Source organism: Micromonospora sp. NPDC049004, assembly GCF_040649315.1.
GTDB lineage: Bacteria > Actinomycetota > Actinomycetes > Mycobacteriales > Micromonosporaceae > Micromonospora.
Genome location: NZ_JBEZFG010000010.1, coordinates 283,194 through 304,400, shown reverse-complemented (window position 1 = coordinate 304,400; position 21,207 = coordinate 283,194). Strand labels below are relative to the sequence as shown.

Below are 21,207 nucleotides of genomic sequence, written 5' to 3'. Positions count from 1 at the left end.
GCCTGTGAAGGCGGCCGGCACCGGCAGCGCCCCACCCGTCGCCGCCCCACCGGGTCTCCCGCGCGAGGTCTACGTCCTCAGCGTCGTCGGCGGGTGCGTCATGCTCGGCCTGGGGCTGGTGCTCCCGGTGCTTCCGGTGTACGCGGCGACGTTCGGGGCCGGGCCCACCCGGATCGGACTACTCGTCGCCCTGTTCGCGATGATGCGGCTGGCCACCAGCCCGTTCTGCGGCCGGCTGGCGGTTCGGTTCGGGGAGCGGCGGGTCCTGGTCGCCGGCCTGCTGCTCTGTGCGCTCTCCTCGGCCCTGACGGCGTTCGCCGGGTCCTACGGGCAGCTACTCGTGTTCCGCGCGCTCGGCGGCGCCGGCTCGGTGCTGTTCTCGGTGTCCGCGCTGGCGATGCTCCTGGCCGTCGCGCCGCCCGACCAGCGGGGCCGGGCCAGCGCCGTGTTCGAGGCGGGCTTCCTGCTCGGCGGGATCTGCGGACCGGCGCTGGGCGGGCTCCTCGCGCTCGTCGCCCTGTCCACGCCGTTCGTGGCGTACGCGGCGCTGTTGCTGGGCGCCGCGGTGCTGACCCTGGCGGTGCTCGACACCGGCCGGAGCACCGGGGCGGCGCTCGGCCGTACGGTGGTCGACCTGCCGGTCCTGTTGCGGGATCGGCGCTACCTGGTGGCCTGCCTCGCCGCGCTGGCGCAGGGGTGGGTCCTGTTCGGGCTGCGCAGCGCGCTGGTCCCTGTGGTGGTGGTGGCGTGGCTGCGTGACGTGGCGTGGGTCGGGTGGGCCTTCACCATCTCCGCCGCCGTCCAGGCGCTGCTGATCGTGCCGGCCGGCCGGGTGGTCGACCGGGCCGGCCGCCGACCCGCCATGATCGCCGGCACCGGTGTGGCCGCGGCGGCGATCACCGCCCTGGTGTTCGTGGACCGGTACGCCTGGCTCGTCGCCCTGCTCTGTGTGTACGCGGCGGGCTCGGCGCTGCTCAACGCCGCACCTGCCGCGCTGGTCGGTGACGTCGTCGCCGGCCGGGCCGGCAGTGGCGTCGCCGCCTTCTCGATGTGCACCGACGTCGGCGCCGTGGTCGGGCCGGTCGTCGTGGGGTTCGTCGCCGAGCGGGTGAGTGTTCCCGCCGCCTTCGCCAGCGGCGCCGCGCTGCTGGTCGTCGCCCTCGTGGCGTCATGCACGTTGACCACCGCTGCACCCAGCCGAAGGAGTTGATCGATGAATCAGCCGTCTACCCGGCACGAGCGGGGTGAGGCCATGTTTCAGCAGGTCTTCGGCCGCGAGCCGCGCCCGGGTTCCTACCCGGAGTTCCTGCGGATCACTGTCGACCACCTGTTCGGTGAGATCTGGACGCGTCCGCACCTGAGCGTCGAGGAGCGCGAACTTGTCGCGTTGACAGCTGTCGCGCTGGCGCGCACCGACTGGGAGCTGCGCGGCCACATCGGCGCGGCGCTGCACCTCGGGATGTCGCGGGAGAAGATCGTCGAAGTCATCATCCAGCTCGCCTACTACGGTGGCTGGCCGGTCGCCAACAACGGGCTGCGCGTCGCCCAGGAGGTCTTCGCCGAACTGGACGGCGACAACGGGACGGCCGCCGACGATGACCGGTGAGCCGCTCCCCTTCGACCCGGCCGAGAAGGTCGACCTGTGGCGCCAGCGGTTCTTCGAGGCCCAGGCGGCAGCGGAGGAGTTCATCCTGGGAGAGCACGGCGAGGAAGGCCTGGCCGCCTGGATCCGGGCGAACTCCCGGATCACCGCCAAGCTGCTGCGAGAGCAGCGGCCCGCCGGGGTCTCCGCCACCGACCACTTCATGACCCGGCTTCAGCGTCAACTGCTGCTGTACGACTCGGCGGTGACCAGGGAGCCGGAGCCCTCGGGCACCGTCCTGCGCAACGCCGACTGCGGCATCCTGCGCTACCGCCGACAGGCCGCCCGTGCCGGCGTCGTCCTCACGTTCTCGTCACCGTGCTCGTACTGCCAGGAACTCCACACCGCCATCGCCGCCCGCTACGTGGAGCCGGACGTCACGGTGTCGTGCGATCAGGCGGGCGACGGGTGCACGTGGCGCGCGGAGTCTCGTCACGCGGCGGGAGAGGGCACGACCGGGTCACCGCAGCGCGGACGTGACGAGGGCTGAACCAACGGCAGCGCCGGACGGTCGTCGCCCGGCGACCCGCTGCCGGCGAGCGACATGCCGAGTTGTCGGCCCACTGCCACACACAGGTCGAACGCAGCGGTGCGGGTCAGGTCGGGGTGATCGTTCTGGGTGAAGCAGGCCGAGGCGACGTTCTTGTTCCGGAGCCGCAGATACCACGGGAACAGCGAGCCCAGGGCGGGCTCGGTCAGCATCGTGCGCGAATGGACGATGGTCCCGACCAGCAGGTTGCCGAGCGGACGGTGCCGCGCGTTCATGGAGCTCTTCAGGCGTTCCTGAAAGATCTTCAGCACCGCGGGCACGTTGCCCGCGTACACCGGCATGGCGAGCAGCATCCCCCGCGCGCCCTCGGCCAGCTCGACGACCCGTTCGAAGTCGTCGTCGATCGTGCACCGGCCCACCTCGGGGTCGAGGCAGGTGTCCTCGCCCTCACACATCGCGATGCGGTGGTCGATCAACCGGATCCGCTGGATCTCCGCGTCATCGATCTCCCGAACGACGCCGGTGACCGCCGCCTCCAGCAGCGCGTCGGTCATCGACGGCAGACGCTTCTGGGTGCAGGACAACGCAACGATCTTCATTCGAGGGGCCTCCCCGGTCCGCTGGACGTCACTCGGCACCGGCCGCCGGGAGACGCCCGGGTGGCCGCACCCGGAGACGGAATTGACGATTGTCAAAGCATAGCGGCAGGCCACCGGATCCCCCGGGCACCTGCACCGCAACCTACCGGCTGCCGAACAGCCGCAGCCCTACCCGAAAAAGGCCCCGACCCGGTGTGAACCACCAGGTCAGGGCCTTGATCGTTGGTGCGCCGGCAGAGCGATCGCGGTGTGGGGACGGGCCGATCCCGTTACGCGCCGCGCAACGTCGCGCCGAGGCGCTCCGCCGCGACGGCGACCGCCGCGTCCCGTGCCGCGACCGCCTCCTCGACGGTCAGCGTCCGGTCCGGCGCCCGGAACGTCAGCTTGTACGCCAGCGACCGGCGACCCTCGCCGAGCTGCGCGCCGGAGTACACGTCGAACAGCCGGACGTCCTCCAGCAGCTCACCGGCGCCCGCCTCCAGCGCACGACGCACCTGCTCCGCCGGCACCGAGTCGTCCAGCACCAGGGCCACGTCGATCAACGCGGGCGGGAAGCCGGACACCGTCGGCGCGGGCGTCACCGGGGTCGGCGGCAGCGCGTCGAGGTCGAGTTCCAGCGCGCAGGTGCGCCGGGGCAGCTCCAGCGCCGCCACCACCGTCGGGTGCAGCTCGCCGGCGTGCCCGACGACCGCGTCGTCGACGCGCACCTCGGCGCAGCGGCCGGGGTGCCACGGCGCGTACTCGGCCGCCCGCACCTCGACCCGCTCGCCGGTGACACCTGCGGCGTCGAGCACGTCGCGGGCTGTCTCGATGGCGTCCGCCCAGCCGGCCGGTCGACCCGCGCCCCACCAGCCGGCAGGGTCGAGGTCACCGGTGAGCACCGCCGCGACGTGCACCGGCTGCGCCGGCACCACCGCGTCGGCGGCGGCGAACTCCGCGTCGGTCGGGCGGCGGTCCACCCCCATGGCGGGCGGGCTGCCGGCGCCGAGGCGCGGGTGGAAGACCGCGCCGATCTCGTAGAGGGCGAGGTCGCGGTGACCCCGGCCGAGGTTGCGCTTGAGGATGCCGAGCAGCGGGCCGAGCAGCGTGGTGCGCAGCAGCGGCTCCTCCTCGGACAGCGGGTTGGCCAGGCGCACCGCGGGCCGGCGGCTGTCGTCGGCCGGCAGGCCGAGCTGGTCGGCCAGTTCCGGCGACACGAACGGGTGCGCGAGCACCTCGACGTACCCCCGCTCGGCCAGCGATCCGGCGACGGCCCGGCGGCGACGCTGGCGCGGGGTCAGGCCGCGACCGGGGGGCGCGGTGGGCAGCACCGACGGCACCCGGTCGTACCCGTCGAGGCGCACGACCTCCTCGACCAGGTCGGCCGGGTCGGTCAGGTCGGGTCGCCAGGTCGGCGGGGTGACGCTCAGCGCCACCTGCGCGCCGCTGGCCACGCCCACGGCGCCCGGGTCCTCGGACAACCGGTCCGCGCCCTGCGCGACGGTGCAGCCGACCCGCTCCAGCAGGGCGACGACCCGCGCCGGCGGGTACTCGACGCCGACCCGGCGGGTCGGCAGGTCCGCCGGCAGGGTGATCGGGGTACGCGGCCGGACGTGGTCGATGTCCAGGATCTCGGCGCTCGGCGTGCCGCCGCCGTGCTCGGTGAGCAGCCGCACGGCACGTTCCAGCGCGACAAGTGCCACGGCCGGGTCGACGCCCCGCTCCCAGCGCTTCGCGGCCTCGCTGAACAGCTTGTGCCGGCGGGCCGTGCGCCCGACCATCGCCGGGTCCCAGTGGGCCGCCTCGAAGAGCACGTTCGTGGTGCCGCCGGTGACGACCTCGCTGGTCTCGCCACCCATCACCGCGGCGAGGGAGATCGGACCCGTGTCATCGCAGATGACCATGTCGTCGGCGGTGAGCACCCGGTTGACGCCGTCCAGGGTGGTCAGCTTCTCCCCCGCCTCGGCGCGGCGGACCACCAGCGGCCCGGCGATCCGGTCGGCGTCGAACGCGTGCATCGGCTGGCCCAGTTCCAGCATCACGTAGTTGGTGATGTCGACGGGCAGCGAGATGCTGCGGATGCCGGCGGTGACGAGGCGCTGAGCCATCCACGACGGGGTGGGCGCGTTCGGGTCGACGCCGCGGACCAGGCGGGCGGTGAACCGGTCGCAGCCGACCGGGTCGCGGACCTCCACCGGGTACGCCGGCGTCGGCGTGCCGCCCGGCGCGGGCGCCATCCCCGGGTCGTGCAGCGGCACGTCGAAGGCGTGCGACAGCTCCCGGGCCAGGCCGCGCAGGCTCAGCGCGTACCCCCGGTCGGGGGTGATCTCCAGCTCGAACACGACGTCGTCGAGCCCCACGACGGGCCGCGCGTCGTCGCCGGGCTTGGCGGACCCGTCCGGCGGCAGCACGATGATGCCCGAGTGGTCGTCGCCCAGGCCCAGCTCCTTGGCCGAGCAGATCATGCCGGCCGAGTTGTGCCCGTACGTCTTGCGGGCGCCGATCGCGAACCCGCCGGGCAGCACACCGCCGGGCAGGATCACCACCACCCGGTCACCGACGGCGAAGTTGCGCGCCCCACAGACGATCTCCTGCGGGTCGCCGGTGCCGTTGGCTGCGCCCACGTCCACCCGGCAGAAGCGGATCGGCTTCTTGAAGCCGGTCAGCTCCTCGATCTCACGCACCTCGCCGACGACGAGCTGGCCGGTGACACTCTCGCGCAGGTCCACCACGGACTCGACCTCGATGCCGAGGTCGACCAGGGCCTGCTCCAGGTCACCGGTGGGCAGGTCGGCGGGGAGGTCGACGTACTCCCGCAGCCAACTGACAGAAACTCGCATGACTTCAGACCACCGTTCCCGTGTCTCGTACCCGCATCGCCTACGCCCCGGTCCCGAGCGCGCGGCTGAACCGCACGTCGCCCTCGAAGAGATGGCGGATGTCGCTGACCCCGTGCCGGACCATCAGGGTCCGGTCGATGCCCATGCCGAAGGCGAATCCGGAGTAGACCTCCGGGTCCACGCCGCAGGCGCGCAGCACCCGCGGGTTGACCATGCCGCAGCCACCCCACTCGACCCACTGCGGGCCGTCGCGGTGCTCCGGGAACCACACGTCGAACTCCGCCGACGGCTCGGTGAACGGGAAGTAGTGCGGCCGCCACCGGGTCTTCGCCTCCGGCCCGAACATCGCCCGCGCGAAGTGGTCCAGCGTGCCCCGCAGGTGCGCCATCGTGATGCCCTTGTCGACCACCAGACCCTCGGCCTGGTGGAACACCGGGCTGTGGGTGGCGTCGATCTCGTCGGTGCGGTAGACGCGGCCGGGCACGATCACGTAGATCGGTGGCTTGCGGCTGAGCATCGTGCGGGTCTGCACCGTCGACGTGTGCGTACGTAGCACCAGGCCGGAGCCCTCCGGTGCGATGTGGAACGTGTCCATCAGCCCGCGCGCCGGGTGGTCGGCGGGGATGTTCAACGCGTCGAAGTTGACCCACTCCAGGTCGACCTCGGGCCCCTCGGCCACCTCGTAGCCCATCCCGACGAACAGGTCGCTGATCGACTCCATCAGGGTGCTCAACGGGTGCCGGGCGCCCCGCGGACGCCTGTTGAAGGGCAGCGTGACGTCCACCCGCTCCTCGACGAGCACCCGCTCGGCCTGCTCGCGCTCCACCACCTCGGCGCGGTCGGCGTACGCGGCCTCGATCGCCCGGCGGGCCTCGTTGACCCGCTTACCGGCGTCGGACTTCGCGGCCGGCGGCAGCGCGCCGATCTCGCGGCGCGCGAGGGAGACCGGTGACCGGTCCCCCAGGTGCACCGACCGCAGCGCGGCCAGCGCGTCCGGGTCGGCGGCGGCCGTGAACGCCTTCGTGGCGTCGGCGACGGCCTCGGCCAGGGCGGCCGGGTCGAGCAGGGCGACCTGCTTCGGGTCGTACGGATCGTTGCGGTAGCTCATGGCGTACGGGCACTCCCTCACGGCGGCGCCAGCCCTCCACGGGCGGCTAGGCGAGTCTACGGACGCGCGGCTGTGCCGCAGCCCGCCGGTAGGAGTTGCGCAGGGAGCAGGTCAGGCCCGCCGCCCGCCGACACCGGCGGGCTGGCTAAACGAACGCCGTGTCGCGTTCATGGGCGGATGCTCTCCCCTGCTGTCAGTCGCGCCGACAAGGTCACCGTCAGCGCTGCGCTCTCGCTGAAGCGTACAGGCAGACCGCCGCGGCGGCAGCCAGGTTGAGGCTCTCCGCGCGCCCGTACAGCGGCACCCGCACCCGGGCGTCGGCGGCGGCGGTCAACTCCTCGGGCAGGCCGTGCGCCTCCGAGCCGAACAACCACGCGGTGGGCGCGACAAGCCGGCCGTAGTCGGTCAGGTCGTCCAGGTCGTCGTCGCCGTACCCCGTGGTGGCGAAGATCGACAGCCCGGCGGCGCGCAGCGCGTCGACCACCGCGACCGGGTCGGGCGCGCGGACCACGTCCACGTGGAAGAGGCTGCCGGCCGAGGCCCGCACACACTTGCCGTTGTACGGGTCGACGGCGTCTCCGGCGAAGACCACCGCACCCGCGCCGGCGGCGTCGGCGGTGCGCAGCACCGTGCCGGCGTTGCCCGGGTCGCGGATCTCGGCGAGCACCGCCACCAGCCGGGGGCCGCCGGCGAGGGCCTGCTCCAGCGACACGTCGAGGTGCCGGCAGACGGCGACCAGCCCCTGCGGGGCGACGGTCTCGGCCAGCGCGGCGAGCGCGTCGTCGGTCACCTCGGAGACCGGCACGTCGGCGCGGGCCGCCGTCGCGGCCAGCTCCGGGTGCCGGTCCAGCGCGGCGGGCGTACCGAACAGCTCGGTGACCACGCCCGGCCGGGCCAGGGCCTCGCGGACCGCCTGCGGGCCCTCGGCCAGGAAACGGCCGGCGGCGTCGCGGTCCCGGCGGCGTTGCAGGCGGCGGGCGGCGACAACCCTGGGGGTACGCGGGGTGAAGGCCATGGTGTGTGTTCCTCCGGCACGATTGAGGCGCCCCCCGGACGGCAGTGCCGACGCGGGAGACGCCTCGCTCTGGTGCGTGGGGATCAGGCGGCCTGGGCCGCCGCGCCGCCGGTGCCCTCGGCCGCGACCGCGGCCCGGGCCAGCTCGACGATCGCCGCGAACGAGGCGGCGTCGTTGACGGCCATGTCGGCCAGGATCTTGCGGTCAACCTCGATGCCGGCCAGACGCAGGCCCTGGATCAGACGGTTGTAGGTCATCCCGTTGGCCCGGGCGCCCGCGTTGATCCGCTGAATCCACAGCTGCCGGAAGTCGCCCTTGCGGTCGCGACGGTCCCGGTAGGCGTACTGCATCGAGTGCAGCACCTGCTCCTTGGCCTTGCGGTACAGGCGGGAGCGCTGACCGCGGTAACCGCTCGCGGTCTCCAGCAGGGTACGACGCTTCTTCTGGGCGTTTACAGCCCGCTTGACGCGTGCCATCTCAACTCCTTCTTACGTAAAGGTGGCGCGCGTCAGCGGCCGAGCAGCTTCTTGATGCGCTTGACGTCGGCCTTGGCCAGCACGACCGTGCCGGTCAGCCGGCGGGTCTGGGTGGAGGGCTTCTTCTCCAGGTTGTGGCGGAGGCCGGCCTGCTGGGCAACGATCTTGCCCTTGCCGGTCACCTTGACCCGCTTACCCATACCCGTGTGGCTCTTCATCTTCGGCATGTGGAACGTCTTCTCCCCTGTTACTCGCCGCTGGTCTCGGTGGCGGTGCCACCGTCAACGGCTGCTGCGGTCTCGCCGGCCGCCGCGGTCTCATCGGTGACCGGCGCGGACTCGTCCGCCCCCCGGTCCCGAGGTGCACCGCGGGACGCCGTAGCGGCGACCGCGGAGGCCTTGACGGCCCGATGCGGAGCGAGAACCATGATCATGTTTCGACCGTCCTGCTTCGGAGCGGCCTCGACGTATCCCAGGTCCGTGATCTCGGATTCGAGCCGGCGCAGGAGCCGGTAACCCAGCTCCGGGCGGCTCTGCTCGCGACCGCGGAACATGATCGTCACCTTGACCTTGTCGCCCGCCTTGAGGAACCGCACCACGTGACCCTTTTTGGTCTCGTAGTCGTGCGGGTCGATCTTCGGACGGAGCTTCATTTCCTTGATGACGGTCTGCTGCTGATTACGCCGCGCTTCGCGCGCCTTGAGTGCGCTCTCGTACTTGAACTTGCCGAAGTCCATGAGCTTGCACACCGGCGGGCGCGCCATCGGCGCAACCTCGACCAGGTCCAGATCGACGTCCGCGGCCAGCTGAAGGGCGCGCTCCAGCGGGACGATGCCCACCTGCTCACCCTCGGGGCCGACCAGTCGGACCTCACGTGCCCGGATCTGCTCGTTCACGCGTGGTTCGACGCTGATGGGGCCTCCTCGAGTCGTTTCTGCTCTGTCGCCGACCCCTGCGGCTCCCGGGTGGGAACCGACCCGGAAAGCAGAAGGCCCCGGCGCATGCCAGGGCCCGCTCGACCGGTCGGCGCGATCACAGGATCACACGTCCGGAACCGGGACGTGCCCGGAACCGGTGACCGGACCCGGCCACCGTGGCGGCGACTCGGGTGGGAGCAGGCGCTCCGCTTTCAAGGCTGTCTGCTCGCATGCGGAGACAGCCTGGTCGACTCGACAACAATACACCGCCGCCTCGCTCGCCCCCAAACCGGGCACCCGGCCCGTGAGCAGCGCCGACAGTGGCGCGTCTGGAGCAGGGCCGACGGTGGCGGGCGCCGAGCGGCGGGGTCAGCTGCCGGCGGCGCGCTGGGCGAGGCGGTTGAGGTGGGCTTCGTGCAGCCGGCGCAGGGCACGGACCCCGTCGACTGCCAGCTCCTTGTCGGCCGCCTGCAGGGCGACCATCGGCAGGAGGTCGTCGTCGTGCAGCTCCAGGCTCGCCCACGGCGCACCCCTGTCGAAACGGACCCCCCGGACAACCTCCCAGGGCAGCTCGTACGAGCTGATCACGTTACGCACCCGGATGCCCCGCGCGTCCGCCTCCACCCGGGGGCGGGTGAACAGCAGGAAACCCAGCGCCCCGAAGATGCCCAGGCCGATCATGGCGATCTGATCGCCGCGCTGGAAGCTGCCGTAGCCGTCGCCGGTCGGCCCGCTCAGCGAGGTGGCAACGACGGCGAACACCACCACCAGCGCGACCGCCGCCGACCAGCACACCACCCGGATGCGGCGGGGCTTGAGACGGACCAGCTCGGTGTCACTCACCCCACCAGTCTGCCACCCGTGCTCGCCCCGCAGACGCACCACCCGCCGAGCCACCACTCAGCATCCCGCGACGCGCCAGTGCCGGCGCGGCGCGGGTGATCCACTCGAGATCGGCGAAACGGGGGTGTCCCGGGCGGGCGGACACCCCCGTTCCAGCGGTCCCGGGGCGCTCAGAGGCGACAGGCGTGGATGTTGGTCACCAGGATGGCGCGGGCGCCCAGGTCGTACAGCTCGTCCATGATCCGGTGCACGTCGTCGCGGAGCACCATGGCCTGCACGGCCACCCAGCCCTCCCGGTGCAGCGGCGACACGGTGGGCGACTCGATGCCCGGGGTCAACCCGCTGGCCCGGTCCAGCAGACCGGCCGGGACGTCGTAGGCGAGCATCACGTAGCGGCGGGCCACCAGCACGCCGTGCAGGCGGCGCAGCAACTGCTCGGCCTGCGCGTGCGCCGGTGCGCCGGCGCGACGGACCAGCACCGCCGACGAGCGCAGCAGCGGCTCGCCGAACACCACGAGGCCCGCCTGACGCAGGGTCGCGCCGGTCTCCACCACGTCCGCGATCACGTCGGCGACACCGAGGCGTACGGCGTTCTCCACGGCGCCGTCGAGGCGGATCACCTCGGCCTTGACGCCCACCTCGTCGAGGTGCCGCTCGACCAGCCCCGGGTACGCGGTGGCGATCCGGTGCCCGCCCAGCTCCCGCACCGAGGCGATGTCGTCGGGGCGGGCGGCGAAGCGGAAGGTGGCCCGGCCGAAGGCGAGGTCGACGACCTCCTCGGCGGGCGCGGCCGAGTCGATCAGCAGGTCCCGGCCGGTGATGCCGAGGTCGAGGTCACCGGAGCCGACGTAGGTGGCGATGTCCTTGGGACGCAGGTAGAAGAATTCGACGTCGTTGGCCTCGTCGCGGCAGACGAGGTCCTTGGGGTCGGTGCGCTGGCGGTAGCCCGCCTCACGCAGCATCTGGGCGGCCGGCTCGGCCAGGGTGCCCTTGTTGGGGATGGCGACACGCAACATGACGGAGTGCTCCTTCGATCGGGTCTGATCAACGACGGGGCGCACTCACAGATGTCGGTAGACGTCCTTCAGTTCGAGACCACTGGCGAGCATCAGCACCTGGACCTGGTAGAGCAGCTGGGAGATCTCCTCGGCGGTGCGCTGCGGCCCCTCGTGCTCGGCGGCCATCCACGACTCGGCCGCCTCCTCGACAACCTTCTTGCCGATGAAGTGCACGCCCTTGTTCAGCGCGGCGACGGTGCCCGAGCCCGGGGTGCCGGCGGCGGCCTTGGCCTGCAGCTCGGCGAACAACTCCTCGAACGTCTTCACGGGAGGCGATTCTTCCAGCCGCCGGGCCGGCGCTCCGAGTCCGGGTCCACCGCGACCCAGCAGGCGGACAATTCCCTACCATCATGGTGGGAAAATCTTCGATCGACGCCCATGGACCTCTACGCTGTCCGCCATGGCCAGCCGCTCACACCTTGTCGCGCTCACCCTCGCCGGCGCCGTCGTCGCCACCGCCGGATGCGCGCCACAGGACGAGGAACCGACACCCACCGTCACCGCCTCGGCGTCCTGCACGAAGGACAGCCTGCCCACCCGTACGCCGGGCAAGCTCACCATCGCCACCGACCAGCCGGCCTACGAGCCGTGGTTCCGCCAGGACAAGCCGGACAGCGGCGAGGGCTTCGAGGCCGCCGTCGCGTACGCGGTGGCCGACAAGCTGGGCTACGCCCGGGGCGACGTCACCTGGACCCGGGTCAAGTTCGACACCGCGATCGCGCCCGGCCCCAAGAACTTCGACTTCGACATCAACCAGTTCTCCGTCACCGAGGAGCGCAAGCAGGCGGTGGACTTCTCCGCCCCGTACTACCTGGTGCGGCAGACCGTCATCGCGCTGAAATCCTCCAAGATCGCCGGCAAGACGACGCTCGCCGACCTGCGCGGCGCCCGGCTCGGCGCCCAGGTCGGCACGACCAGCTACCAGGCGATCACCGACGTCATCAAGCCGACCGCGAAGCCGCAGGTCTACAACAGCAACGACGACGCCAAAAAGGCTCTGCAGAACGGTCAGATCGACGGGCTCGTGGTGGACCTGCCGACCGCCTTCTACATCACCGGCGCGGAGGTCACCGACGCGACGATCGTCGGTCAGGTGCCGCAGGTGGGCGTACCGGAGGCGTTCGGGCTGCTGCTGGACAAGAACTCGCCGCTGACCCGCTGCGTCAGCGGCGCCGTCGGTCAGCTCAGCGAGGCCGGCACGCTCACCGAGCTGGAGCAGAAGTGGCTCGCGCAGGTGGCGGGGGCGGCCGAGCTGAAGTGACGCCGCGGGAGCACACCCCGTCGGCGGCGCAGCTGCGCCGGTCGGCGTACCGGCGTCGGCAGAGCCTGCGCAGCGTGCTGATCGCCGCCTTCTCCACGGCGGCGCTCGGCACGTTGCTCGTCGTCGCCGTGACCGGCGCTCCGGGCTGGGACCGGGTCCGGCAGTCGTTCCTGGACCCGGAGATCGGCGCCGACGCGCTGCCGGCAGTGCTGGACGGGCTCTGGCTCAACGTCCGGCTGCTGGTCTGCTGCGCGGCCGGCGCGCTGCTGCTCGGGCTGGTGATCGCCGTGCTGCGGACCCTGCGCGGCCCGGTCTTCTTCCCGGTGCGGGCGCTGGCAGCCGGCTACACGTACACCTTCCGTGGTCTGCCGCTGATCATCGTGCTCTACCTGCTCACCCTCGGCGTGCCCGGGCTGCGGTTGCGGGGCATGCCGTCGGTGCTGGTGCTCGGCGGGCTCGCGCTGGTGCTCACCTACGGCGGCTACCTGGCCGAGGTGTTCCGGGCCGGCATCGAGTCGGTGCACCCCAGCCAGCTCGCCGCGGCCCGCTCGCTGGGCCTGACCTACCGGCAGACGATGCGGCACGTCGTCCTGCCGCAGGCCGTGCGCCGGGTGGCCCCGCCGCTGCTCAACGACGTGGTGGCCCTGCAGAAGGACGTCGGGCTGGTCTCGCTCGCCGGCCCGATCGACGCGGTCCGCGCCGCGCAGATCGCCACCGCCCAGTCGTTCAACTACACGCCGTACGTCGTGGCCGGGGTGCTGTTCGTGCTGCTCGCGATCCCGCTGATCGCCGTCACCGACTGGGTGACGCTGCGCTCGGCCCGTCGCCAGTCGGGAGGCTGACCATGGCGCTGCTGCGCTGCCGGGGTCTGCGCAAGGAGTTCGCCGGGCACGTGGTGCTGGACCGGCTCGACCTGACAGTCGACGAGCACCGGGTGGTGGCCCTGATCGGGGCGTCCGGGTCGGGCAAGTCCACCCTGCTGCGGTGCGTGAACCTCCTGGAGGAGGTGGACGACGGCACCATCGAGCTGGACGGGGAGGACATCTCCGACCCTCGGGTGGACGCCGACCGGGTCCGCCGGCGGATCGGCATGGTGTTCCAGGCGTACAACCTGTTTCCGCACCTGAGCGTGCTGGACAACATCACCCTCGCCCCCCGGCGGGTGCACGGGCGGGCCCGCGCCGAGGCCGAGGCCCAGGCCCGCGACCTGCTCGACCGGGTGGGGCTGGGCGCGAAGGCGCACGCCTACCCGGACGCGCTCTCCGGCGGGCAGCAGCAGCGGGTGGCGATCGTCCGGGCGCTGGCGAACGCGCCCCGCCTGATGCTGCTCGACGAGGTCACCTCGGCCCTGGACCCGGAACTCGTCGGCGAGGTGCTGACGATGATCCGGGACCTGAAGGCCGACGGGATGACCATGGTGCTGGCCACCCACGAGATGGGTTTCGCCCGGGAGGTCGCAGACGAGGTGTGCTTCCTCGACGCGGGGCGCGTCGTCGAGAGCGGCCCACCGGAGCAGGTGCTCGGCGAGCCGACGCAGGCCCGGACCCGTCAGTTCCTGCGCCGCATCATCGAGGCCGGCCGCCTGTGAGGTTCGCCGGCACCGGAGCCGGCGGCGTCAGCCGCCGAAGCCGACCCGCTGGGCGTTGCCGGCGGCCACGGTCCGGACGGCCAGGGCCGCGTCGAGCGCCGCCACTGTCGCCGCCCAGCCCTTGTCCTCCGCCGATCCGGGCAGCCCGGCCCGGTCCCGGGCCTGCTCGATGGTCTCCACGGTGAGCACGCCGTGCGCCACCGGCTTGCCCTCGTCCAGGGCCACCCGGGTCAACCCGTCGGTGACCGACCGGCACACGTAGTCGAAGTGGGCGGTGGCGCCCCGCACGACCACGCCGAGCGCGACCACCACGTCGCAGCGGCGGGCGAGGGCCTGGGCGACGACCGGCAGCTCGACGGAGCCGGCGACGCGCGCCACCACCGACCGCGCCCCGCACGCCTCGGCGGCGGCGACCGCACGCTCCAGCATGTGGTCGGTCAGGTCGCCGTGCCAGCGTGCGGCCACCACCCCGACGGTCAGCCCCGCGGCGTCGACCGCCTCGACTCCCGGCTCGCCGAAACCCGCCATCGTCATGCTCCGATCTCGTCGTCGGCGACCGGACGCCCCAGCGGCGCCTCGGACACCTCGTCCAACTCGTCCAGCAGGTGACCCATCCGGTCCCGCTTGGTGCGCAGGTAGCGCAGGTTCTCCGGGTGCGCGCCGGCCGGCAGGCTCTCGCGGCCGGTGACGGTGAGCCCGTAGCCCTCCAGCCCGGCCCGCTTGGCCGGGTTGTTGGTCAGCAGCCGCATCGAGCGCACGCCCAGGTCGTACAGGATCTGCGCGCCGGTGCCGTAGTCGCGGGCGTCGGCCGGCAGACCCAGGTCGAGGTTGGCGTCCACGGTGTCGCGTCCCTGGTCCTGCAACTGGTACGCCTGCAGCTTGTGCAGCAGGCCGATGCCGCGTCCCTCGTGCCCGCGCACGTAGAGCACCACGCCCCGGCCCTCGCGGGCGACCCGGGCGAGCGCGGCGTCCAGCTGCGGCCCGCAGTCGCAGCGCAGCGAGCCGAACACGTCCCCGGTCAGGCACTCGGAGTGGACCCGGACCAGCACGTCCTGACCGTCGCCGAGGTCACCGAGCACCATCGCGACGTGCTCGGCCGGGTCGTGCTCGGCGCGGTAGCCGAGCGCCCGGAACACCCCGTGCCGCGTCGGCATCCGGGCGTCGGCGACCAGCTCGACCTGCTTCTCGGTACGCCGCCGGTAGGCGGTCAGGTCGGCGATGGTGATCAGCGTGAGGCCGTGCTCGGCGGCGAACTTCTCCAGGTCCGGCAATCGCATCATGGTGCCGTCGTCGTTGACCAGCTCACAGAGCACGCCCGCCGGGCGCAGACCTGCGAGCCGGGTCAGGTCGATCGCCGCCTCGGTGTGCCCGGGTCGGCGCAGCACCCCGCCCTCGCGGGCGCGCAGCGGCACCACGTGCCCGGGCCGGGCCAGGTCGGTCGGGTCGGTCGCCGCGCCGGCGAGCAGCCGGCTGGTGTGCGCGCGGTCGGCCGCCGAGATGCCGGTGCTGATCCCCTCGCGGGCGTCCACCGTCACCGTGTACGCGGTGCCGCGCCGATCCTGGTTGGTGTGGTGCATCGGCGGCAGGTCGAGCCGGTCGGCCTCGCTCTCGGTCACCGCCACGCACACGTACCCGGAGGTGTGGCGCACCATGAACGCCATCAGCTCCGGCGTGGCCCGCTCGGCCGCGAAGATGAGGTCGCCCTCGTTCTCCCGGTCGGCGTCGTCGACCACGACCACCGGCCGCCCGGCGGCGATCTCGGCGATCGCCTCGTCGATATCGGCGAAGCTGCTCATGCGACGGCCTCCGTGTAGGTGGGCGGGAGTGCGGCGGCCGGCCGGGTGGCACGCGAGGTGCGCCACCAGGCGGCGAAGCCCCAGGCGCAGAAGGCGCCGTAGACCAGGTACATGGCCGCCGACGGGTAGAACCCGCCGCGCAGCAGCAGCGGCACACCGACCGCGTCCACCGCGATCCAGACCAGCCAGAACTCGACCCAGCCGCGGGCCATGCCGTAGGTGGCCAGCAGGCTGCCGGTGAGGATCCAGGCGTCCGGCAGCGGGCCCCACGAGCCCAGCGCCTTGAGCACCGGGTACGCGACTGCGGTGCCGACGACGGCGGCCAGCAGCAGCACGAGCCGCTCCCGCCCGGTGGCCCAGCGCGGCAGCACCGCGGCGTGGTCGGCGTCCAGGCGGCTGTTGCGGCGCCACCGCCACCAGCCGTAGACGCTGACTGCGAAGAAGAACACCTGCCGGCCGGCCTGCCCGTACAGGTCGTGGGCCTGCGGGGTGGCGAACACCCCGCCGAGGAAGACGGTGAACAGCAGCGCGTTGCCGATCATGCCGACCGGCCACGCCCAGACCAGCCGGCGCAGCCCGAGCAGCGCGGAGACCAGCCCGAACACGTTGCCGACGATCTCCCGGGCCAGCACCGGCGAGCCGGCCACCTGCACCTGGGCGTCGAGCAGCCAGCCGAGGGGGCCCATCAGGCCACCCCGGGTGTGCTCGGGGTCGCCCCGGAGGCGTCGGTGAGCCGGGCGCCGAGCAGCCGCTCGACGTACTTGGCCACCACGTCGACCTCCAGGTTGACCTGGTCGCCGACGCCCTTCGCGCCGAGCGTGGTCAGCTTCAGGGTGGTCGGGATCAGCCCGACGGCGAACTCGTCCGCGCCGACCTCGGCCACGGTCAGCGACACACCGTCGATGGTGATCGAGCCCTTCTCCACCACGTACCGGGCCAGGGCGGCGGGCAGGCGGAACCGCACCGTCTCCCACTGCTCGGCCGGTTCCCGCGAGATCAGTTCGCCGACACCGTCGACGTGGCCCTGCACGAGGTGCCCGCCGAGGCGGCTGCCCAGTGCCGCTGCCCGCTCCAGGTTGACCGGGTCGCCGGGCCGCAGCGCGCCCAGCGCCGAGCGGCGCAGGGTCTCGCCCATCACGTCGGCGGTGAAGATGCCGTCGGCCGCGTCCACCACCGTCAGGCAGACGCCGTTGACGGCGATGGAGTCACCGTGGCGGGCGTCCGAGGTGACCAACGGGCCGCGCACGGCGACAAGCGCCGAATCGTCAGCCGTGGCGGTGACCCGGACGATCTCCCCCAACTCCTCGACAATGCCGGTGAACATGTCAGCCCTCCCTTTTGCGGGGCAAAGCGGTGATCCGGAGATCCGGACCGACCTGCGTAACGTCGACGAACTCCAGATCGATGGCCTCAGCGATGGTCGTCACTCCCGCGTCGACCAGGGCGGTGGGGCCGGCGCCGAGCAGCCGGGGCGCGACGTACCCGACGATCTTGTCGACCAGGCCGGCGGCCAGGAACGCGCCGGCCAGCCGGGGGCCGCCCTCCAGCAGCACCGCGCGAACCCCGCGCTGGTGCAGCGCCGCGAGCAGCGCCGACAGGTCGACCCGGCCGTCCGGGCCCGCACCCACCTCGGCCGCGGTCGCGACCCACGTCCGCGCGGCGCCGTCGCGGACCCGGGCGTCGGCCGGGGTACGCCCCGAGCTGTCCACCACCACCCGCAGCGGCTGCCGGATGGCCAGGCTGCCGTCACGCAGGTTGCGGGCGGTCAACCGGGGGTCGTCGGCGAGCACGGTGCCCACCCCGGCGACGACCGCGTCGACGGTGCCGCGCAACGCGTGCACGTCCATCCGGGCCGCCTCGGAGGTGATCCACATGCTGGTGCCGTCCGCGGCGGCGGACCGGCCGTCGACCGTGGCGGCGTACTTCCAGATGACGTACGGCCAGCCCCGGCGCATCGAGGTCAACCACGCGACGTTGCCGGCCTCGGCCTCGTCGCCACGTACCCCCAGATCCACCTGGACCCCGGCGGCGCGCAACGTGGCGGCGCCACCGGAGGCCACCGGGTTCGGATCGGGTACGGCGATGACGACACGGGACACCCCGGCCTGGACGAGCGCGGTGCTGCAGGGGCCGGTGCGGCCGGTGTGGTCGCAGGGTTCCAGAGTGACGACCGCGGTGCCGCCCTCGGCGCGCGGGCCGGCCTGGGCCAGCGCGACGATCTCGGCGTGCGGCCCACCGGCGTAGGCGTGGAAACCCTCCCCCACGACCTCGCCGTCGGCGTCGAGCAGCACGCACCCGACCACCGGATTGGGGCTGGTGGTGCCCAGCCCGCGAGCCGCCAGCTCGATCGCACGCCGCATCGCCTCATCGACGGAGACGCTGGCCATCGCCCTTTCCCTGCCCTCTCACTCGCCGGTCCGCGCGCGGGCGGTCAGGGAGGCGGCATGGGCCGCGGGCAGGCGGCGGCGGAGTCCGGGTACGGCACAGCCGACCCGGATGGGCGGCACGGCACGCTGAAGCCAGCGGCCGGCTCGGACCCGTCCGTCCCGCGCGCTGTCTCCCATCCGGACTGTCTGGGCGCGGACGAACCGCCCCCAACCGTCGGCCCCGGATTTTCACCAGGTCCACCGGGCGGCAGAGCCGTCCGGGTCGCGGGCTGACCACGGTTGGACCGTGGATCACCGCCGGTTCGGAATTTCACCGAGTCCCGCCAGCGCGTGGTGGGTACTTCGCAGTCTTACACGCCGAACGCGGTGTGTCCTTATCCAGGCGAGCTACTTCACAGCGGGATCACGCGTCAGGTGACGCCGCGCCGCCGGTCCACCGCCACGTACGACCCGGGTTGGCTCTTGGCGACCGTCTTCATCTCCGAGGCCACCGCGATGGCCTCCAGGGGGTCGGTGAACCGCTTGCCGGCGTCGGAGAGGGAGACCCCGATGGACAGCGTGACCAGGGCCGCCCGGCGGATGGTGCCCCGCCGGTCCTTCAGCTCGACGAAGCCCCGCTCCCGGTCGGTCGGGTCGTAGAGCGTGTCGGCGGACTTCTCGAAGTCGACCACCGCCCGGGAGGTCAGCGGGCGGACCTGGTCCGGCGCGCAGACGATCACGAAGTCGTCGCCGCCGACGTGGCCGAGGAAGGCCGGCGGCAGACCCACCGCCACCACCGCCCGGTGCAGGCTGCGGGCCAGCGCCGAGATGAAGTCGTCGCCGCGGACGAAGCCGTACCGGTCGTTGACGCTCTTGAACCGGTCGATGTCGATGTAGCCGACCGCGTAGTCCACCCCGTGCCGGACCCGGTCGCTGATCTCCCGACGGATCCGGCTGTTGCCGGGCAGCCCGGTCAGCGGGGAGACCTCCCGGAACTCCTTGTTGCGGCGCAGCGTCGAGGACACCCGGGCCACCAGCTCGGCGGTGTCGAACGGCTTGACCAGGTAGTCGTCGGCGCCGGCGCTGAGGCCGTGGACCTTGTCCACGGTCATCCCCTTCGCCGTCAACATGATCACCGGCAGGGCGGAGGTCATCGGGTCGGCGCGCAGTCGTCGGGTCAGCTCCAGACCGTCGATGCGGGGCATCATGAGGTCGACCACGGCCAGGTCCGGCCGTTGCCGCTCGATGACCTCCAGGGCCTCCTGGCCGTCACTGGCGTGGATCACCTCGAAGCCGTGCAGCCGCAGGTTGAACTCGACGAACCGGGCGATGTCCTCGTCGTCGTCGACGACGAGGATGATGTCCTTGCGGTCGACCTCGGGTTCCACCTCAGGCCCCGGGCGCCGCGCGCTCCGCGAGAGCCCGCAGGTGCCGGACCGCCTCGGCCGGGTCGGCGGCGCCGTAGACGGCGGTGCCGGCCACGAACGCGTCGGCCCCGGCGGCGGCCGCCTGCTCGATGGTGTCCGCGGCGATCCCGCCGTCCACCTCGATGCGCAGCTCCAGATGGCCGGCGTCGACGTGTCGACGGGCGGCACGGACCTTGTCCAACAGCTGCGGGATGAACCGCTGCCCGCCGAAGCCCGCCTTGATCGTCATGATCAGCAGGGTGTCGAAGCTGGGCAGCAGCTCCAGGTACGGCTCGATCGGGGTGTCCCGGTCGATGGCCAGCCCGGCCTTCGCGCCGGCCGAGCGCAGGTCCTTGGCCAGGGCCACCGGGTCGTCGGCCGCCTCGACGTGGAACGTGACGTTGTACGCCCCGGCGTCGGCGTAGCCCGGGGCCCACCGGCGCGGGTCGGAGATCATCAGGTGCACGTCGAACGGCATCGTGGTTGCGGCTCGCAGGCTCTGCACCACGGGCAGCCCGATGGTCAGATTGGGCACGAAATGGTTGTCCATCACGTCCACGTGCAACCAGTCCGCGGCGTCCTCGACGGCACGGACCTCTTCGGCGAGGCGGGCGAAATCGGCGGCCAGGATGCTCGGCGCGACGATCGGCGGCGGTACGGTCACGGGGCCAGTGTACGAACGCGGCCACCCGCCGCCCGCAGCACGGCACCAACTCCGACACGCTGTGACCCAGCAGTGACCAGTAGTGCAGAATGAGCCGGTCCGGGCCATCGATTCGGACGAACAGACATCAGTGGCTGGCCGATCGACCCAAACGGGACGACACTCCAAGCGGGACGGTGCCGTAGGCTGCACGCCCGCCGGGGTCGCGCCGCGGGGCGCGGTGACCGGTCGCCAGCTCGCGGGAGGGCGGACGATGCGACGGTGGCTTCCAGCGCTGGCGCTGATCGGCATCACGACGATGCTGCTGGCCGGCTGCGGGCCGGCGCGAGGCGCGGACGGTGACCTCACCGACGACTGGCCGGCACTGCGGGTTCCGCGGCCGTTCACCCCCGCCACCGACACCTGCCTGCCCCGGATCACCTCGGTCGTGCAGGCCAGCACGTACGAGACCGTCGACTGCGCCCGCAGCCACCTCGCCGAGGCGATCCACGTCGGCACGTTCACCGGCACGGCCGCGCAGGCCGGCACCCGACCGGGTTCGGGCTCGACAGCGCTGCGCGCCGCCCGCTCCGAGTGCGACCAGCGGGCCCGGGAGGTGCTCGGCGGCGACTGGCACACGGCCCGGCTCACCCTCACGCTCTCGCTGCCCAGCGGCCCGGCCTGGACCGGCGGGGCGCGCTGGTTCCGCTGCGACCTCAGCGAGACCGACAGCATCGACAACACCCGGCCGGTGAACCGCGTCGGCAGCCTGCGCGGCGCGTTGATCGGCGACACCCCGCTGACCCACGGCTGCTTCGACCCGAAGCTGATCGGCGACAACCTCAACTACATGGCCCCGGTGCTCTGCACCGAGCCGCACCGCGCCGAGTTCGTCGGCGTCTACTCCGAACGGGACATGAGCTGGGCCGAGTTCACCCGCTCGGGCGAGCAGGCGCACCGGCGCTGCATGGCGTTGATCGCCACGTACGCGGCCGTGCCGAACAACAGCGACCTGCCGTACCGGGCCGGGTCCATCTACTACCCACCGTCGCAGCGGGAATGGGAGGAGGGTGACCGGGGGGTGCGCTGTTTCCTGTGGAGCGACGACCGCAAACTCACCCGTTCGATGCGCGGCGTCGGCCCCGAGGGACTGCCGGCGATCTGAGTCCCGGTGCCGTATG

24 protein-coding genes and 1 riboswitch are annotated in these 21,207 nt (G+C 72.6%); of the genes, 7 read left to right on the top strand and 17 right to left on the bottom strand.

Features of this window, described 5'->3' with window-relative positions:
* Positions 1 to 4 precede the first annotated feature (4 nt).
* Genes AB0B97_RS27855 through AB0B97_RS27845 form a run of 3 tightly spaced genes read left to right on the top strand, consistent with a single transcriptional unit; the run spans position 5 to position 2,132 of the window.
* The gene (locus AB0B97_RS27855) at positions 5 to 1,210 is read left to right on the top strand and encodes an MFS transporter (RefSeq protein ID WP_357497761.1); all 1,206 of its coding nucleotides are present in this window, start codon (positions 5 to 7) and stop codon (positions 1,208 to 1,210) included.
* A 3-nt stretch (positions 1,211 to 1,213) separates the two neighbouring features.
* On the top strand, positions 1,214 to 1,606 hold the full coding sequence (locus AB0B97_RS27850; protein WP_357497759.1) for a carboxymuconolactone decarboxylase family protein: 393 nt from the start codon (positions 1,214 to 1,216) through the stop codon (positions 1,604 to 1,606).
* Complete coding sequence (locus tag AB0B97_RS27845; RefSeq protein WP_357497757.1) at positions 1,596 to 2,132, top strand: hypothetical protein; 537 nt, start codon at positions 1,596 to 1,598, stop codon at positions 2,130 to 2,132. Before AB0B97_RS27850 ends, AB0B97_RS27845 begins: the two co-directional genes overlap by 11 nt.
* Here AB0B97_RS27845 and AB0B97_RS27840 read toward each other — a convergent pair.
* The 10 genes from AB0B97_RS27840 to AB0B97_RS27795 form a co-directional block, all read right to left on the bottom strand.
* Positions 2,075 to 2,731: an NAD(P)H-dependent oxidoreductase gene (locus AB0B97_RS27840; protein WP_357497755.1), complete on the bottom strand. Its 657-nt coding sequence runs from the start codon at positions 2,729 to 2,731 to the stop codon at positions 2,075 to 2,077. The two genes, AB0B97_RS27845 and AB0B97_RS27840, sit on opposite strands and share 58 nt — an antisense overlap.
* A 269-nt stretch (positions 2,732 to 3,000) precedes the next feature.
* A complete protein-coding gene (pheT, locus tag AB0B97_RS27835) occupies positions 3,001 to 5,550 on the bottom strand; it encodes a phenylalanine--tRNA ligase subunit beta (protein WP_357497753.1) in 2,550 nt (849 codons plus the stop codon).
* A gap of 40 nt (positions 5,551 to 5,590) precedes the next feature.
* Positions 5,591 to 6,658: a phenylalanine--tRNA ligase subunit alpha gene (gene pheS / locus AB0B97_RS27830; protein WP_357497751.1), complete on the bottom strand. Its 1,068-nt coding sequence runs from the start codon at positions 6,656 to 6,658 to the stop codon at positions 5,591 to 5,593.
* Between the two features lie 217 nt (positions 6,659 to 6,875).
* On the bottom strand, positions 6,876 to 7,673 hold the full coding sequence (locus tag AB0B97_RS27825; RefSeq protein WP_357497749.1) for an RNA methyltransferase: 798 nt from the start codon (positions 7,671 to 7,673) through the stop codon (positions 6,876 to 6,878).
* Positions 7,674 to 7,756: 83 nt separating this feature from the next.
* Positions 7,757 to 8,149 carry a 50S ribosomal protein L20 gene (gene rplT, locus AB0B97_RS27820; protein ID WP_091087503.1) on the bottom strand — a complete coding sequence of 131 codons (393 nt, stop codon included), beginning with the start codon at positions 8,147 to 8,149 and terminating at the stop codon, positions 7,757 to 7,759.
* A gap of 32 nt (positions 8,150 to 8,181) precedes the next feature.
* Positions 8,182 to 8,376, bottom strand: a complete 195-nt coding sequence (gene rpmI / locus AB0B97_RS27815; RefSeq protein WP_007458415.1) for a 50S ribosomal protein L35 — start codon at positions 8,374 to 8,376, stop codon at positions 8,182 to 8,184.
* Positions 8,377 to 8,396: 20 nt separating this feature from the next.
* The gene (gene infC / locus AB0B97_RS27810) at positions 8,397 to 9,044 is read right to left on the bottom strand and encodes a translation initiation factor IF-3 (protein ID WP_357497747.1); all 648 of its coding nucleotides are present in this window, start codon (positions 9,042 to 9,044) and stop codon (positions 8,397 to 8,399) included.
* 390 nt (positions 9,045 to 9,434) lie between these two features.
* Complete coding sequence (locus AB0B97_RS27805; RefSeq protein ID WP_355136426.1) at positions 9,435 to 9,908, bottom strand: PH domain-containing protein; 474 nt, start codon at positions 9,906 to 9,908, stop codon at positions 9,435 to 9,437.
* Between the two features lie 170 nt (positions 9,909 to 10,078).
* Positions 10,079 to 10,924 carry an ATP phosphoribosyltransferase gene (gene hisG, locus AB0B97_RS27800; RefSeq protein WP_234589783.1) on the bottom strand — a complete coding sequence of 282 codons (846 nt, stop codon included), beginning with the start codon at positions 10,922 to 10,924 and terminating at the stop codon, positions 10,079 to 10,081.
* Positions 10,925 to 10,969: 45 nt separating this feature from the next.
* Positions 10,970 to 11,233: a phosphoribosyl-ATP diphosphatase gene (locus AB0B97_RS27795; RefSeq protein WP_234589761.1), complete on the bottom strand. Its 264-nt coding sequence runs from the start codon at positions 11,231 to 11,233 to the stop codon at positions 10,970 to 10,972.
* A 133-nt stretch (positions 11,234 to 11,366) separates the two neighbouring features.
* On the opposite strand from AB0B97_RS27795, the gene AB0B97_RS27790 reads away from it, so the two are divergent.
* The 3 genes from AB0B97_RS27790 to AB0B97_RS27780 are packed head-to-tail and all read left to right on the top strand — an operon-like array spanning position 11,367 to position 13,815.
* Positions 11,367 to 12,227, top strand: coding sequence for an ABC transporter substrate-binding protein (locus AB0B97_RS27790; protein ID WP_357497744.1), 861 nt, complete (start codon positions 11,367 to 11,369; stop codon positions 12,225 to 12,227).
* Positions 12,224 to 13,069 (top strand): amino acid ABC transporter permease, encoded by an 846-nt coding sequence (locus AB0B97_RS27785; protein WP_234589748.1) that lies wholly within the window; start codon positions 12,224 to 12,226, stop codon positions 13,067 to 13,069. Before AB0B97_RS27790 ends, AB0B97_RS27785 begins: the two co-directional genes overlap by 4 nt.
* Positions 13,070 to 13,071: 2 nt before the next feature.
* Positions 13,072 to 13,815 carry an amino acid ABC transporter ATP-binding protein gene (locus AB0B97_RS27780; protein ID WP_357497742.1) on the top strand — a complete coding sequence of 248 codons (744 nt, stop codon included), beginning with the start codon at positions 13,072 to 13,074 and terminating at the stop codon, positions 13,813 to 13,815.
* 27 nt (positions 13,816 to 13,842) lie between these two features.
* Here the strand turns inward: AB0B97_RS27780 and ribH are convergent, their stop codons facing one another.
* The 7 genes from ribH to rpe all read right to left on the bottom strand — a co-directional run bounded on the left by ribH (position 13,843) and on the right by rpe (position 20,047).
* Complete coding sequence (gene ribH / locus AB0B97_RS27775) at positions 13,843 to 14,343, bottom strand: 6,7-dimethyl-8-ribityllumazine synthase (RefSeq protein ID WP_234589790.1); 501 nt, start codon at positions 14,341 to 14,343, stop codon at positions 13,843 to 13,845.
* A 2-nt stretch (positions 14,344 to 14,345) separates the two neighbouring features.
* Positions 14,346 to 15,611, bottom strand: coding sequence for a bifunctional 3,4-dihydroxy-2-butanone-4-phosphate synthase/GTP cyclohydrolase II (locus AB0B97_RS27770; RefSeq protein ID WP_357497740.1), 1,266 nt, complete (start codon positions 15,609 to 15,611; stop codon positions 14,346 to 14,348).
* Entirely contained in the window at positions 15,608 to 16,297 is a 690-nt protein-coding gene (pnuC, locus tag AB0B97_RS27765) for a nicotinamide riboside transporter PnuC (RefSeq protein WP_234589744.1), read from the bottom strand. Before pnuC ends, AB0B97_RS27770 begins: the two co-directional genes overlap by 4 nt.
* Positions 16,297 to 16,935: a riboflavin synthase gene (locus AB0B97_RS27760; protein ID WP_357497737.1), complete on the bottom strand. Its 639-nt coding sequence runs from the start codon at positions 16,933 to 16,935 to the stop codon at positions 16,297 to 16,299. The genes pnuC and AB0B97_RS27760 overlap by 1 nt, the downstream gene beginning before the upstream one ends.
* A gap of 1 nt (position 16,936) precedes the next feature.
* Entirely contained in the window at positions 16,937 to 17,998 is a 1,062-nt protein-coding gene (ribD, locus tag AB0B97_RS27755) for a bifunctional diaminohydroxyphosphoribosylaminopyrimidine deaminase/5-amino-6-(5-phosphoribosylamino)uracil reductase RibD (RefSeq protein ID WP_234589740.1), read from the bottom strand.
* Positions 17,999 to 18,159: 161 nt separating this feature from the next.
* Positions 18,160 to 18,330, bottom strand: a riboswitch (FMN riboswitch).
* A gap of 78 nt (positions 18,331 to 18,408) precedes the next feature.
* Entirely contained in the window at positions 18,409 to 19,365 is a 957-nt protein-coding gene (locus AB0B97_RS27750) for a response regulator (protein WP_357497735.1), read from the bottom strand.
* Between the two features lies 1 nt (position 19,366).
* On the bottom strand, positions 19,367 to 20,047 hold the full coding sequence (rpe, locus tag AB0B97_RS27745; protein ID WP_357497733.1) for a ribulose-phosphate 3-epimerase: 681 nt from the start codon (positions 20,045 to 20,047) through the stop codon (positions 19,367 to 19,369).
* 253 nt (positions 20,048 to 20,300) lie between these two features.
* Between rpe and AB0B97_RS27740 the strand changes: the two genes are divergently transcribed.
* The gene (locus AB0B97_RS27740) at positions 20,301 to 21,191 is read left to right on the top strand and encodes a septum formation family protein (protein ID WP_357497731.1); all 891 of its coding nucleotides are present in this window, start codon (positions 20,301 to 20,303) and stop codon (positions 21,189 to 21,191) included.
* Positions 21,192 to 21,207: the final 16 nt, after the last annotated feature.

Excerpts from the sequence above, each read along its gene's own strand:
- ribH (WP_234589790.1), bottom strand. The coding sequence starts at position 14,343 with ATGGCGGGTTTCGGCGAGCCGGGAGTCGAGGCGGTCGACGCCGCGGGG.
- AB0B97_RS27740 (WP_357497731.1), top strand. The coding sequence starts at position 20,301 with ATGCGACGGTGGCTTCCAGCGCTGGCGCTGATCGGCATCACGACGATG.
- AB0B97_RS27760 (WP_357497737.1), bottom strand. The coding sequence starts at position 16,935 with ATGTTCACCGGCATTGTCGAGGAGTTGGGGGAGATCGTCCGGGTCACC.
- hisG (WP_234589783.1), bottom strand. The coding sequence starts at position 10,924 with ATGTTGCGTGTCGCCATCCCCAACAAGGGCACCCTGGCCGAGCCGGCC.
- AB0B97_RS27790 (WP_357497744.1), top strand. The coding sequence starts at position 11,367 with ATGGCCAGCCGCTCACACCTTGTCGCGCTCACCCTCGCCGGCGCCGTC.
- AB0B97_RS27840 (WP_357497755.1), bottom strand. The coding sequence starts at position 2,731 with ATGAAGATCGTTGCGTTGTCCTGCACCCAGAAGCGTCTGCCGTCGATG.
- AB0B97_RS27845 (WP_357497757.1), top strand. The coding sequence starts at position 1,596 with ATGACCGGTGAGCCGCTCCCCTTCGACCCGGCCGAGAAGGTCGACCTG.
- AB0B97_RS27850 (WP_357497759.1), top strand. The coding sequence starts at position 1,214 with ATGAATCAGCCGTCTACCCGGCACGAGCGGGGTGAGGCCATGTTTCAG.
- rpmI (WP_007458415.1), bottom strand. The coding sequence starts at position 8,376 with ATGCCGAAGATGAAGAGCCACACGGGTATGGGTAAGCGGGTCAAGGTG.
- ribD (WP_234589740.1), bottom strand. The coding sequence starts at position 17,998 with ATGGCCAGCGTCTCCGTCGATGAGGCGATGCGGCGTGCGATCGAGCTG.
- AB0B97_RS27780 (WP_357497742.1), top strand. The coding sequence starts at position 13,072 with ATGGCGCTGCTGCGCTGCCGGGGTCTGCGCAAGGAGTTCGCCGGGCAC.
- rplT (WP_091087503.1), bottom strand. The coding sequence starts at position 8,149 with ATGGCACGCGTCAAGCGGGCTGTAAACGCCCAGAAGAAGCGTCGTACC.
- AB0B97_RS27825 (WP_357497749.1), bottom strand. The coding sequence starts at position 7,673 with ATGGCCTTCACCCCGCGTACCCCCAGGGTTGTCGCCGCCCGCCGCCTG.
- pheS (WP_357497751.1), bottom strand. The coding sequence starts at position 6,658 with ATGAGCTACCGCAACGATCCGTACGACCCGAAGCAGGTCGCCCTGCTC.
- pheT (WP_357497753.1), bottom strand. The coding sequence starts at position 5,550 with ATGCGAGTTTCTGTCAGTTGGCTGCGGGAGTACGTCGACCTCCCCGCC.
- AB0B97_RS27770 (WP_357497740.1), bottom strand. The coding sequence starts at position 15,611 with ATGAGCAGCTTCGCCGATATCGACGAGGCGATCGCCGAGATCGCCGCC.
- pnuC (WP_234589744.1), bottom strand. The coding sequence starts at position 16,297 with ATGGGCCCCCTCGGCTGGCTGCTCGACGCCCAGGTGCAGGTGGCCGGC.